This window comes from Methylocella sp. CPCC 101449 (genome assembly GCF_031921685.1).
In the GTDB taxonomy this organism is placed as follows: Bacteria; Pseudomonadota; Alphaproteobacteria; order Rhizobiales; family Beijerinckiaceae; genus Terripilifer.
Window position 1 is genome coordinate 828563 of the sequence record NZ_JAPDHU010000003.1, and the last position, 12945, is coordinate 841507.

Consider the following 12945-nt stretch of genomic DNA (forward strand, 5'->3'; position numbering starts at 1 on the left):
CTCGCCCCTTTCCCTGCCTTTAATGAGATCATCATGACCATGACGCAAGACATCAGCACCAAAGGCCCGCTGGTTTGGGGCGACATGGATCAACAGGCGCTCGACGCCGCCTACGATCAGGCTTATTGGGCGCCCAACCAGCAGATATTGGCCGATCGTCGTCAATCCCTGGCCGCCGAGGCGCGGCGCGTCATTGCACCGCCTGTGCGCGTCGCTTATGGCAGCGCCGAAATCGAGAAGATCGACATCTACAAAGCCGACGTGGCCAAGGCGCCGGTGGCGATCTACATCCATGGCGGCGCGTGGCGGCGTGGCCGCGCGGCCGATTTCGCCGGACAGGCGGAAATGTTCATGCGGGCCGACGCGCATCACGCGGTGCTCGATTTCGACAATATCGACGAACACGGCGGCGATCTCCTGGCCATGGCCGAGCAGGTGCGCCGCGCGATCGCCTGGGTCGCAAAAAACGCCGGAAGTTTTGGCGGCGATCCAGAACGCATCTATCTCACCGGCCATTCCTCCGGCGCCCATCTTGGCGGCTGCATGGTGACCACCGACTGGAGCCGCTTCGGCCTGCCACAGACCTTCATTAAGGGCGCATTGCTCGGCAGCGGCATGTATGATCTGGCGCCTGTGCGCCTGTCGAAACGCTCCGAATATGTGAAATTCACCGACGCGACCGAGAACGAACTGTCGGCGATGCGCCATCTCGATCGCCTCGCCTGCCCGGTGGTATTAGCTTACGGCACCAATGAATCGCCGGAATTCATCCGCCAGACCCAAGAATTCGCTGCGGCTGTCAAAGCCGCCGGCAAGCCCGTCGAGCTGATCGTGGCGCCCAACTACAATCACTTCGAGATCGCCGAGACCCTGGGCAATCCCTATGGCGTGCTCGGCCGCGCGGCGCTGCGCCTGATGGAGCTTGGGCCTAAATAACCTGCATCACGGCAAATAACGGCCACCATTGATATGCAGGGTCTGGCCCGTGACGAAACGCGCGCCTGATCCCAAAAGAAAAAAGATCGGCGCGACAATGTCGTCGGGCTCGGCGATGCGCTTGAGTGGAACGGCATCGCGCATCGCCTGTCCGCGTTCGGGACTGCCGAACCAATCGGTGACCGAAACGGAGGACGGAGCGGCACCACTGCCCGTGCCGCCGGCCAGGAACGGCGTCAACACAAGGCCGGGCGCCACCACATTGACGCGCACCGCCGGCGCGACCTCCTTGGCCAGCACTTTGGCGAAAGCGATCAACCCGGCCTTGGACGCACTATAGGCGGCAAATCCAGGCTCGACGTTGACGGCGAGCCCGGACGAAATAAACACAATTGATCCAACAAAAGGCTTCAAGCGCGGCAAAGCCACTTTGGCGACGAGGAAAGCGCCGCGCAGATTGACATCCTGCGTTCTGTCCCATTGCTCGGCAGAATGATCGAGCGCCGCCATCGGCCGCTCGCCGATGCCGCTGACATAAACGAGACCATCGATCTCTGGGAAACGCTCACCTATCCGCGCGAAAGCGTCAGCAATGGAAGCCGGATCGAGGACATCGACGGGCAGTGACCAGACATCGCCCGCGAGCGGTCGCTCGGCGATGGCCGCTTTCGTATCGAGGCCCACCACTTCAGCACCGAGTGCCAAGGCCTGCTGGCACAGCGTCGACCCGATCCCGCCATTGCTGCCGACGACGACGAGACGAAATCCGGGCTGCAGCGACAGACGGCCGAAATCGATCGGCTGCGGATTCTCAACAGTGAAAGAACGATCCGTCATCGTGCAACTCCAACTGAAAACTAGAGATGGCCCTGCGCCGTCAGGCCCATGAGCTGCGTCAGGGCCTGTTCGTCGGCAGCAAGATCAGCGCTCGTGCCGCTATGAACGATCTGGCCGCGATCCATGATGATGCATTGATCGGACAGGCTCAGCGCGATGTCGGCACGCTGCTCCACCAGGACGATGGCGAGATTGCCGCTGGTGCTCAGCGATTTGATGGCGTCCACCAATTGCTCGACGACGATCGGCGCCAGACCTTCCGACGGCTCATCCATCAACAGTAGTTTGGGGTTGGAGCTCAGCGCACGCGCGATCGACAGCATCTGCTGTTCGCCGCCCGACAATTTGCCGGCCGGATTGCCGATCCGCCGCCCGAGCGACGGAAACAGTTCCAGAATGCGCTTCTCGGTCCAGAAGCCCGGGCGGGCAGCCACCAGAATATTCTCGCGCACCGTCAGGCTCGGAAATACTTCGCGCGCCTGCGGCACATAGCCGATGCCCGCATGGGCCCGGTGATGGATGGAGCACGCCGACAGATCTTCACCATCGAGCACGATCGAACCGGAATGGCGCAATGCCCTACCGACCAGCAATTCCAGCAGGGTCGACTTGCCGACGCCATTGCGCCCCAGGATGGCGAGGCTGATCGAACGAGGTACGGTCAGCGACAGGTTTTCGACAATGGTGGTCTGGCCCCAGCCACCAGTGAGTGCGGTCACCTCAAGCATGGGCTTTTCCGGATTCGAAACGTTGATGCCCGGACTTACCGAGATAGACAGAACGAACCTGCTCGGAGGCCATCACCACATCGGGCGCGCCGCTGGCGATCACCTGGCCTTCGGCCAGAACGGTCATCGTGCGAGCGAAACGCTGCACGATTTGCATGTCATGCTCGATCAAAAGGATGGTGATGTCCTCGCCTAGGCGATCGATCGCATTGATCAAAAGCGGCACTTCGACGCTCGGCACACCGGCGGCCGGCTCATCGAGCAGCAGAACACGCGGCTCCAGCGCCAGCGCGATGCCAAGCTCCACGAGCCGCTGCCGGCCATAAGCAATGGTCGCGACTGGGCGTCCCGCATCCGCACTTAACCCCAGCAGTTCGAGAATGGCCTCGACCTGTCCGATGATCGGCTTCTGGCCCGACGTGCGGCCCAGCATCCGTTGGCTTATGCCGCGTGCTTCGCTGCATGCCAGAAAGATATTCTGAAACACGCTCAAACGCGGGAAGAGGCTGTTCACCTGGAAGGTGCGCACCAATCCCTGTTTCACCCTCTGCGCGGCCGATATCGTCGTAATATCGCGGCCGAACAATTCAATCGTTCCCGAATTCGCGGCAATGGCGCCGGAAATCAGTCCGACCAGCGTCGTCTTGCCGGCACCATTGGGCCCAATCAACGCATGGCGGGCACCGCGCGGCAGTTCGAGATCGACGTTTCGCGTAACGGCGAAACCGCCATAGTTTTTGCACAGCGAACGGACCACCAGCGCCGGTTCGGTCATGGCGACGTCTCCTTGCGCTTGCCCGAGATCAGGCTGGTGAGGCGCTCGACAATGCCGATGACCCCATTCTGCCCCAACAGCACCACGACGACCAGAAAGGCGCCGATGACGAACATCCAGTGATAGGGGTTCCAGTCGGACGCCAAATTGCGCAGGACGATATAGAGCGCGCCACCGACCAGACCGCCATAGATATTGCCGACCCCGCCGAGCACCAGCATCACCAGCGCATTGATGGACAGATCGACGGATAGAACATCGAGACCGACAAAACCTGTCGCCTGTGCCGATAAAGCACCCGCAATCCCCGCGATGAAAGCGCTGATCGTATAGACCCGCACCAGATGGCCGGTGACCGGCGCGCCGATCAGGTTCATGCGCAGCGGATTTTCACGAATGCCCTGCAAAGCCAGGCCGAAGGGTGAAGCGACGAGCGAGCGTGTCAGCAGGAACAGGGCGAAAAGCCAGGCGAGCGTGTAGAAATAGGCCGTCTGGCCATAGATCGACCACCGGAAAATCCCCAGCACCGGCTGATAGCGCAGATCGCCCAGACCATTCTCGCCGCCGGTGATCCACCCCAGCTTATTGGCCGCTTCGAACATCACAGCGCCGAGCGCTAAAGTTACCATCATCAACGGCAGTCCGGTCAGACGCAGCAGCAGGGGGCCGATGATGAGCGCCAGCACCGCAGCGGCGGCACCTCCCAGGAAGGTAGCAGTGATCGGCTCCTGATAGCCCGCCAAGGACAAGAGCGCTGTTACATAAGCACCGAGGCCAAAGAAGGCCGCGTGTCCCAACGTCACGATGCCGGCGAAACTCAGGATCAACCCCAGCGACATGGCAAACAGCGCCATGATCAGCACATGCGTGGCGAAGGACAGACTGGTCGGAAACAGAAAGAAGGCCGCTATGGGACACAGCCAGAACAGGATTTCCAGCAGCCCGAAGCGATTGCGCTCGGCGGCATTGTAGAAGGCGCGATCGACGCTCACGATTTCCTCCGCAGCGGGCTGCCTTCGATCTGCGCCAGCAGATACAGGATCACGAAGACGTAGATGATGAAGGCACCGTAGGTCGGGAAGAAGTAACGCCCAGCCGTATCGACGACACCAACGGCGATGGAGACTGCGGCGGCGCTGCGCATATTGCCGAAGCCCGACAAAGCGACGACGATCATGATGATGATCAGATATTTGAACGGATAGAGCGGTTCGAGCGGCAGCATGCCATAGCCGACGGCTCCCCCAAGCGCCGCAAGCCCACTGCCAAGCGCGAAGGCCAGGGTGAACAGCCGCGATACATCAATACCCGCCGCCTGCGCCATAGAGGGATTGTCGACGGCGGCGCGCAGGCTGGCGCCGAACATCGTCCAGTTGAAAAGCGCCCACAGCGCCACAACGACGACAAGGCCCACCGCCACGACGAAAAGCCGATACATCTGCACGTCCCGTCCCAGCAGTTCAACCGTGCCGGAGAGATCAGCCGGCAATTGCGAGGGCACCACATTGGGACCGAACAGAAAATTCAGCGAGGCGACGGTGATGAAGGCAAGACCAATCGTCAGCAACACCTGATCGAGTTCGGATTTCCGATAAATCTGGCGATAGATGCCGCGTTCGACGATCAGGCTCAATAGGGCCACGCTGAGGGTGGCGACCACGACGGCCAGATAGAAATTAAGTTTGTAAGACGACACCAGCGCCGTGCAGAGATAGCCGCCGATCGCGGCGAAAGCGCCATGGGCCAGATTGATCACCCGCATCAAGCCCATGGTGATGACGAGCCCGATCGAGATCAGGAAAATCACCATCCCATAGGAGACGCCGTAGATGGCGATGAAGGTCAGCGACGAAACAAGATAATCCATCGTGCCTTCCGGTGATCAGGAGATGGAATGCGGGGCGTGAAGGACCGGGCGATGCCTGCACAGGCATCGCCCGGATCGGCTTCACAGTTTGGGAACACCGACCTTTTCGTAGGTCTTGACGAGCACGTTGGTCAGCTTGCCGTCGACCTTCTGCACCTGGCGCACGTAGATGTTGTGGATCATCTCGCGCGTCTCCGGGTCGATCATCTTGGGGCCGCTCGGGCTGTTCCAGCTAAAGCCTTTCACGGCGGTCATTGCGGCATCGGGGTCGAATTTGCCCTTCTGCACTTCCACCATGCGGTAGATCAGCCGGATGCCGTCATAAGGCGAAACATTGTTGACGCCGATCGCATGGTTGGCGCCGAATTTCTCCGCCATGACTTTCTTCAGCGCGACATTCTCCGGATTGGTCAGCCCGCCGGCATAGAAAATCGACGTGTAAACGCCGATGATATTGTCGTTATAGGATGGCAGATCGGGATCGTCCGTCTCGGCGATGCCGATGATCATCGCCGACTTGGTCACGCCCCGCGCCGCCAGCGCATTGAAAAAGCCGATCGCCGGCGCGCCGTTTGGCAGGAAGGTCGCGACAATGTCGGGCTTGGCATTGGCGATACGCTCGGCGAAAGCCGCGAAATCGACCGTGTTGAGAGGAATGCGATCGGCCGCGACGATCTCGCCACCGCGCTCCTTGAAGCGCTTGGTGAAGGCCTCCTGCACGTCATGTCCCGGCGCATAGTCCGCCACCGCGATATAGGCGCGCTTCTTGCCGTTGTCGGCGGCAAAATCCGCCTGGATGATGGCCGGCTGCCAGAGGTTCTGGCCGGCACGCACGAACCACGGCGACATTTTCAGAAGCGGCGGCGAAGCGGCGACCGACAGCACCGACGGCGTCTTGGTCTCATTGATCACCGGCGCCACCGCCGCCGCCTCGGGCGACAGGAAGAAGCCGGTCAGGATCGACACGCCGTCCTTGACGATGAGCTGTTCGGCCAGGCTTTTGGCCAATGCCGGGTTCGAGCCGCCGATGTCCTTGTAGACGAATTCTATATTCTGGCTGCCCGACTTGGTGCCGTACTGCGCCACATAGGCATCGATCGACTCGCGCAGTTGCTTGCCGGCCAAGGCATAAGGGCCGGTGAACTGGCCGATCACCCCCACTTTGACGGTTTGCGCGGCAACGCCGGAAAAAGACGCCATAGCCCCCGCCACGGCCAATGCACCTGCGACGAGGTGCGTTCTGAAACGCTTCAACATGCCGACCCTCCCTCTTAGTCCGATACTTCATGCAGAAAACAAATTTTCGTGCAAACTATTGCCTTGCTTTAGCTGCCCGTTTGCAGATCGACCACATTGCGCGTGGTCAACATCAGATGTTCCTTCAGCAGCGCTACCGCGAGTTCGGTCTGACGTCCGACGGCGGCCTCCATCAACCGGCGATGTTCATCCTGCGTGTTGCGCGGTTTGATACGATTGCGGGCTGAAAAGCGACGATAGCGTTCGGCCTGATCGAACAGGCTCGAACAGGTGGCGATCAGGCGCACGGAACTCGCGGCGGAAACGAGCGCCATGTGGAAGCCCTTATGGCGAATGGTCCATTCCTCGTTCCAATGCGCCTCTTCGCGGGCGATCTTTTCCTCGATCCGCTCGAGCTGGTGATGGGCGGCAACGATACGTCCTTCCCACTCGTCGGTTCCCGCGGCAATCGATTGCGCGAACGCCGCCGGTTCCGCCACCAGGCGAAAACTGGTGATGTCATGCAGGTCGGAGGGCGACATAGAGGCGGCGCGAAAGCCGCGATGATCGTCGGCCGTCACCAATCCTTCCGCCACTAGCCGATTGAGCGCTTCGCGCAAAGGACTGCTGGAGAAGGAATATTCCTTCTGCAAAACCTCGATGCGTAGCTTCTCGCCAGGAGCGATTTCACCGCGTAAAATCTGGTGCCGGAGAATGCGAAATGCCTGCTCCGAGAGCGGCGGCGCCTTCTCACCGCGCTCGACCGAGAGACTGCGGGCGCTTTCGGTATCGATGATGCTCATGGCAGCACGCGGATCCTAGCTCTAGACAAGCGCCTCTTTCACCCGTCGCCGTGTCTCGGCGATCGTCGCGGTGATGGCTTCCACATAGCTTGCCTTGACCTCATCGCCACGACGACGCTCCTCGCTGGATCCCGCGGCCACGCCCGGGAAGGTCAAAGCGAAAATGAAGGTCAGCAACAGGCCGCGCTCGGATTCGCTCATGATATTGGCGATCCAGCCGCCGTCGGCCGGATCGATGCGGGTGAAATGAACCTGCACCTCGGGGGTGAACACGATGCGCTCGCGCATCACCGTGCCGCGCAGATGGATTTCGCGAATGAAACCGTCGTCGAACCGCTCGATGATCCGGCAATCGTCCATGGCCGGAACGAAGGGCACCGCATATTCGGCCTTCTGAACGAGCCCCTTCCACATCTGTTCGCGGCTGATGACAGCTCTTTCGCCGGGCGGATTGACGTCGAACGTCGCCGCGATCGTGTACATGGACGCGTCTCCCTGTCGCGCTATTCAGTGCGCATAAAAATCATTTTTGTGCATGAAGTGAGAAGTGTCAAGGGGGCTGGGCGTTCCCAGTCCCGCGGATAGACCCCATGTAATAGACCCCATGTAAAAGAAAGAGCCGGACCTCAGGCCCGGCTCTTTCCCACTCTTGATAGCTTTGAAAGGCTTTGCTGCCGGTTCAATTCCGTGGCGGCAACTGAACGAAATCGTCCGCCTGCGCTTTCGACAGAGGCGCGGCCATGTAGCGAAATTCGACGGCACTTTTCATGGCGCCTTCAAGGTCGGACACCTGATCGGGGTTGATCCCTTCCTTGGTCACGAATTCCTTCATCGTGCGCTGCGCAACGCGCACCGGAATGGAGGCCCAGTCGGCATAGGCTTCGACGCCTTGCGGCGTCGCATACATCCACTCGACCGTTTCGCGATAGGCCGCCATATAGCGCTTCACCAAATCGGGCTTCGCCTTCAATAGCCCCGCATTGGCGATGATCACGCGCGACGTTTGATGCGCCAGGACCGGCACGTCCGAAGCGCGCCAGACCGCGCGGATCTTGCCTTCATCCAGGGCTTCCACGCCGAAAGGCGCCCCAGACCAGCCAACGTCCACTTGGCCGCTCATCACCTGCGTATAGGTCGCAGCGCCCGATCCCGTCGCCGTCGGTTTGAAGGCGACACCGAGATATTTCTGCATCTGCAGAACTACATTGTGCCCGGACGACCCGGTGGTGGAAAAAGCCACGCTCTTACCGACGGCGTCCTTCGGCTCGCGAACCGGCGAATCCGCCCGCACATACCAGAACAGATTCGAATCGCCAGTATAGCTGGCGCCAATCACGCGAATGGGCGCGCCTTTCGCATAAGCCCCGAGTGCCCCAAGCACGCCAACGCCAACACCAATGTCCGCGCTGCCGGAAATCACCGCCTGCTGGGTCTCACCCGTGCCAGCCGTATAAAGAATGTCGAGTTCGAGGCCGTGCCGCTTGAAAATCCCGGCCTTCTGCCCAGCCTCTGACACGGCCGATTCACCCAATCCTTTGCCGCCGATGGCGATCTTCAGCGTATCCAACGCCTGTCCGGCCGCAATGCCACCAAGAGATAGATTCAGAAACGCCACAGCGACAGGCGCGATCAAGAGCCTCATTCCACTCCTCCCATGCAACTCCTCCCATGGATGCAAACACGAGCGGTTTGCTTTCAAAATATGAAGCGCACTCAGTGCGAAGCGCTTTGCATCGGCACGAAACGATAGCCGGCGCCTTCGCGAACGACCGTTCCAATGCCCGGCGCGCTGACGTGAACGCCAGCCACGACCAGCCCCTCGCGCGCTATGAGATCGAGCAGACGCAGACGCGTATCCCGCGCGAGATCGGGATCAAGATCATATTTCACCGCCGTCTCCGGCAACGGAAACTGGATCGCGGCGAAGTGAACGACATCGCCCCAGGCCATCAGATCCGGCCCGCCGGTTTCGATGCGCCAGCAGATGTGACCGGGTGTATGTCCTGGTGCCAGAAGGGGCGAACAGCCCAGAAAGCTTTCGCCATCGCGCATCAGCCGAATGCGATCACGATAGGGCTTCACATCCGCCTGATTGCGCGCCCCCCGTCGTTTGACGTGATCGCTCTCTCCTTGCCGGGGTTCGCCCATCCAGAACGCAAATTCCGCTTCATGCACAAGCAGCATGGCATTGGGAAAGACCGCATTCATATCCTCGTCGATCAGCCCGTCGGCATGATCGGGATGCAGATGGGTCAAAAGCACATGCGTGATGCTTTCAGGCGGATAACCCGCCGCGCTCAGTCCCGCAGGCAGGCGGCCCAGCGTCGCCTGCATTTTGGTGCCGCTGCCGCCGTCGATGAGAAGGCGCGCACCCTCGCGCTCGAACACGAAATTATTGACGGGAATGGTCAGCACATCATCGTCAGGCGCATCGGAAATCCGTCGCGCTGTGTCCCTGTCCAGGCCCATCACATAATCGAGGGAACTTCTCAGTGTGCCATCGCTGATACAAACGACTTCAAGGTCACCGATCTTGTATCTGCGGCTCATGTTTCCATCCCGATTCAGAATTTTCCCCATCATAGACGGGGTCGGGATGGCGGCGCCAGTACAAGGTCGATCTATCGTGGAGGGAGATATGAATCCACAAAGGCTGACGCCGCCGCGCGGCGCGCGCGCGTGTTAATTGGCCAGGGCTTCTCTCAAAGCCACCCGGCGTTCATGACGATACATGTCCTTGTAGCTGCGTGGCCCAAGCGGCCCCTGCTCGATCTTGACGCAACCAAAGACAAGATGATCCGCCGCCAGAATGCTTTCGGAACGATCCTCGAAATCTTTCAGAGTGGAAACCGTGAATGTATCGCGAATGCCGGCGGCGCGCGCATGCGCCTCGAAATCCACGCCCTGATTGGGGATCGGATGGCCGCCATTGGCCTCGTAGGTGCCGTTCTGAAACACCAGATGGGTGAGATTGCGCGGTGCCACCTGGGCAATCGTCACCAATGTGCCAAGATTCATCAACAGCGACCCATCGCCATCGAGCACGATGACTCGCCGCTCCGGCCGCGCGAGGGCGAGCCCCAGTCCATGCGACGAAGCCAGTCCCATGGCACCGGATGAAAAATAATTCAGTGGGCGATCAGCGGAGCGATCCCGGGCATAGACATGCAATTGGGAGTCGCAGCTCCCAGGAGGCAGCCGCAAAGGTTCATCGGCATACGCCTCCTCCGTGCCGGGAGCACGGGCGGCCTGTTGAGTCATAAGTGTCTCCAAATTTGAGTTCGCTTTGATTATTTGACCCGCGCGACCTTCGTGGCTTCCGCCGGGATCGCCTTGGTTTTCTCGATGATGTCGGGTGGTGTCTCGAACAATTCGGCGATGAGGCGCTGCACCTCCACCCCGCTCGATGGCGTCAGCTTGATGTCGGACTTCGCCGCCTCAGCGAGAAGTTCAGGATCGCGCACGGTTTCATCGAAAGCCTTGCGCAAAGCGGCGACCCGATCACCGGGCACATCCGGCGTGGTCGCGAACGGCCGGCCGTAGGAATTGTCCGCCGACATGAATTTCAGGATCATGCGGGCTTCGTCATTGGTGGCGAGATCGGCAAGCAAGGGAACGCCGGATAGCTCCGGGCTCGGCACCCGGCGCACCTGAATGAGAATATTGATTTTCTTGTCCGCCAGCCAATCGGGCTTCGTGCTGGCCCAGGCCGACCAGGCCTGACACGCCCGCGCGCTCACCTCGCCGCGCTCCATGGCCAGATTGACTTCATTGCCGCCGGGATAGCCGGAGATGATCTTGAACTTGGTGCCCAGCAACGCATTCATCAGCAGCGGATAATAGACGCAATTGGTGAATGTGCCCGGCGCCCCCACCGTGACCTCGCGTGTCTTCAAATCCGCGAAGGTTTTGACACCGGAGGCCGCCCACGAGACGATCGTGTTGGATTCATCGCTCGTATTCCCGATCCAGATGAATTTGCTGGCATCGAACTGCACGCCCTGCCCACCGAGCAATTGATGCGTCGGCATGCTCTGCATCACGGCATGGATCACCGTGCCGTCGCGCGGCGCGATATTGTAAAGTCAGTTCGCTGCCTGCAGACCGACGGCCCCCGGCATGTTGCGCGGCAGGACGGTCGGATGACCGGGAATATATTTGCCCATGTAGCGCGCGATCAGCCGCGCCCGCGCATCAACATCGCCGCCGACGCTCGCCGGCACGAGCATCGTCACCGTCTTGCCTGCGTAGAATTCGGAAACGGAAGCGGCCTTGGCCGCATGCGGCAGAACGAACGACAAAGCGCTTAGGGCGAACAAACTTAACCGTGTCCAAAACGGCTGCATCGCGATCTTCCCTCCCCAGGGTTTTTATGGCTCCGGCCCCATGTTCTCCCGGCCGAATGCGCAGCGATGCTAACCGCTTTTCACACCACCAGCCCAATATGAAAATGTCGGAAAGGCATAGGCATTGGTTATGCCTATGAGGGCCTATCTCACGCAGTCGACATAATCGCCGCTCTGGGCGATCCGCCGTTCGATCAAGGCCGCGAGGCGATTGAGGACGGCACTGGGCCTGGCGGGATTCCGCGCGATAGGATTGGGCAGCGCAACCGCCAGCAACGCGGCCTGGCGACGTGTCAGCTCACGCGCCGAGCGGCCGAAATGGTGTTGCGCCGCGGCCTCGGCGCCATAGATGCCAGGCCCCCATTCAGCGATGTTGAGATAGATCTCCAACAATCGCTTCTTCGGCAGGACGGCATCGAGCCAAAGCGCCAGCGGCGCCTCCAGCGCTTTGCGGACGAACGACCGGCCAGGCCACAGATAAAGGTTCTTGGCCGCCTGCATGGGAATGGTCGAGGCGCCGCGCGTCGTCCGGCCATCCATGGTCTTGTCGATCACCGTTTTCAGCCCGGCGAAATCGATCCCATGATGGCTGCAGAACTGTCCGTCCTCGGACATGATGACGCCGGCACGCAGCACTGGCGCCACCTGATCGATGGGAAGCCACTGACGCTGATAGCCGCGCCCGGTCACCAGATCGGCCAGCATCAGCGTCGACACCGGGCGCATCTGCGGAATGACGTAAACGACCGTCAGAACCAAGGGCAGAAGCGCGATCAGCAGGCCAAAGAGAACCAGCCGGCGCAGCCACAGCCCGAAGCCGCCTCGCTTGGTTCCACGCTGGCGTGCTGGCATCGCTGGTTCCGCTGCGTTCCCGCTGTTTCCCTAATCGGCATAAAGACAGCGAACGGATGAGGCAATCGCGGTGGGCGTGTCACGCTGCGCCCGCCCCGCGAAGCCGATTATCGCGTGCGCTGTTGTTGCTGCTGTTGCGGCGGCTGCCGTGGCGCCAGCGGATCCGGCGGGTTCAACTGCCGCGGCTGATAGTTCGTGCGCACCAGCTTGCCGTTCTTCCCCAGAAGAACGAACAGGCGATTGCCGGTGTCGTCTTGCACGCCATAAATATCCTGCGCCGTCTCACCAAAGCCGGTCGACGATTGCGACATCAGCTTGCAGCCCAAGGTGCGCTGAATGCTGTCCAAAGTGGCACCCGGCCGAAGCTGCGCAGCTTTCTCTTTGCTGATGAGACAAGGCGTTTGGGCCTGAGCAACCGACGCTCCCACGAGCGTCAAAAGCAAAGCTGGAAAGAACGTTTTCATTTTCCTCACAATCCAATTCTGATCGTGTCGTTTCCCGTCCGACCCCGCGCGCATAGGACAACGGGGCTCGAAGCGAATCCGCTTCATAGGACATAACACAT

16 protein-coding genes are annotated in these 12945 nt (G+C 60.6%); 1 reads left to right on the plus strand and 15 read right to left on the minus strand.

Going from position 1 to position 12945, the window contains the following annotated elements; genetic code table 11:
• Positions 1 to 33: 33 nt before the first annotated feature.
• Entirely contained in the window at positions 34 to 936 is a 903-nt protein-coding gene (locus tag OIM99_RS24115; RefSeq protein WP_311853040.1) for an alpha/beta hydrolase, read from the plus strand.
• A 6-nt stretch (positions 937 to 942) separates the two neighbouring features.
• Here the strand turns inward: OIM99_RS24115 and OIM99_RS24120 are convergent, their stop codons facing one another.
• The 15 genes from OIM99_RS24120 to OIM99_RS24190 form a co-directional block, all read right to left on the minus strand.
• A complete protein-coding gene (locus tag OIM99_RS24120) occupies positions 943 to 1773 on the minus strand; it encodes an SDR family oxidoreductase (protein WP_311853042.1) in 831 nt (276 codons plus the stop codon).
• Between the two features lie 20 nt (positions 1774 to 1793).
• On the minus strand, positions 1794 to 2501 hold the full coding sequence (locus OIM99_RS24125) for an ABC transporter ATP-binding protein (RefSeq protein WP_311853043.1): 708 nt from the start codon (positions 2499 to 2501) through the stop codon (positions 1794 to 1796).
• Positions 2494 to 3276 carry an ABC transporter ATP-binding protein gene (locus tag OIM99_RS24130; RefSeq protein WP_311853044.1) on the minus strand — a complete coding sequence of 261 codons (783 nt, stop codon included), beginning with the start codon at positions 3274 to 3276 and terminating at the stop codon, positions 2494 to 2496. Before OIM99_RS24130 ends, OIM99_RS24125 begins: the two co-directional genes overlap by 8 nt.
• Positions 3273 to 4268: a branched-chain amino acid ABC transporter permease gene (locus tag OIM99_RS24135; protein WP_311853045.1), complete on the minus strand. Its 996-nt coding sequence runs from the start codon at positions 4266 to 4268 to the stop codon at positions 3273 to 3275. Before OIM99_RS24135 ends, OIM99_RS24130 begins: the two co-directional genes overlap by 4 nt.
• Complete coding sequence (locus OIM99_RS24140) at positions 4265 to 5143, minus strand: branched-chain amino acid ABC transporter permease (RefSeq protein WP_311853046.1); 879 nt, start codon at positions 5141 to 5143, stop codon at positions 4265 to 4267. The genes OIM99_RS24135 and OIM99_RS24140 overlap by 4 nt, the downstream gene beginning before the upstream one ends.
• A gap of 81 nt (positions 5144 to 5224) precedes the next feature.
• On the minus strand, positions 5225 to 6343 hold the full coding sequence (locus tag OIM99_RS24145; protein WP_311853047.1) for an ABC transporter substrate-binding protein: 1119 nt from the start codon (positions 6341 to 6343) through the stop codon (positions 5225 to 5227).
• A gap of 125 nt (positions 6344 to 6468) precedes the next feature.
• Complete coding sequence (locus OIM99_RS24150; protein ID WP_311853048.1) at positions 6469 to 7182, minus strand: GntR family transcriptional regulator; 714 nt, start codon at positions 7180 to 7182, stop codon at positions 6469 to 6471.
• A 21-nt stretch (positions 7183 to 7203) separates the two neighbouring features.
• Entirely contained in the window at positions 7204 to 7665 is a 462-nt protein-coding gene (locus OIM99_RS24155; RefSeq protein ID WP_311853049.1) for an SRPBCC family protein, read from the minus strand.
• A gap of 196 nt (positions 7666 to 7861) precedes the next feature.
• Positions 7862 to 8824, minus strand: coding sequence for an ABC transporter substrate-binding protein (locus OIM99_RS24160; RefSeq protein ID WP_311853050.1), 963 nt, complete (start codon positions 8822 to 8824; stop codon positions 7862 to 7864).
• 71 nt (positions 8825 to 8895) lie between these two features.
• Positions 8896 to 9732, minus strand: coding sequence for an MBL fold metallo-hydrolase (locus tag OIM99_RS24165; protein ID WP_311853051.1), 837 nt, complete (start codon positions 9730 to 9732; stop codon positions 8896 to 8898).
• 132 nt (positions 9733 to 9864) lie between these two features.
• Positions 9865 to 10443: a thiamine pyrophosphate-dependent enzyme gene (locus tag OIM99_RS24170; protein ID WP_311853052.1), complete on the minus strand. Its 579-nt coding sequence runs from the start codon at positions 10441 to 10443 to the stop codon at positions 9865 to 9867.
• Between the two features lie 29 nt (positions 10444 to 10472).
• The gene (locus OIM99_RS24175; RefSeq protein ID WP_311853053.1) at positions 10473 to 11213 is read right to left on the minus strand and encodes a hypothetical protein; all 741 of its coding nucleotides are present in this window, start codon (positions 11211 to 11213) and stop codon (positions 10473 to 10475) included.
• Between the two features lie 54 nt (positions 11214 to 11267).
• A complete protein-coding gene (locus tag OIM99_RS24180; RefSeq protein ID WP_311853054.1) occupies positions 11268 to 11501 on the minus strand; it encodes a hypothetical protein in 234 nt (77 codons plus the stop codon).
• Between the two features lie 171 nt (positions 11502 to 11672).
• Positions 11673 to 12380 (minus strand): monofunctional biosynthetic peptidoglycan transglycosylase, encoded by a 708-nt coding sequence (gene mtgA, locus OIM99_RS24185; RefSeq protein WP_311853055.1) that lies wholly within the window; start codon positions 12378 to 12380, stop codon positions 11673 to 11675.
• A 107-nt stretch (positions 12381 to 12487) separates the two neighbouring features.
• Positions 12488 to 12727: a hypothetical protein gene (locus OIM99_RS24190; protein WP_311853056.1), complete on the minus strand. Its 240-nt coding sequence runs from the start codon at positions 12725 to 12727 to the stop codon at positions 12488 to 12490.
• Positions 12728 to 12945 lie beyond the last annotated feature (218 nt).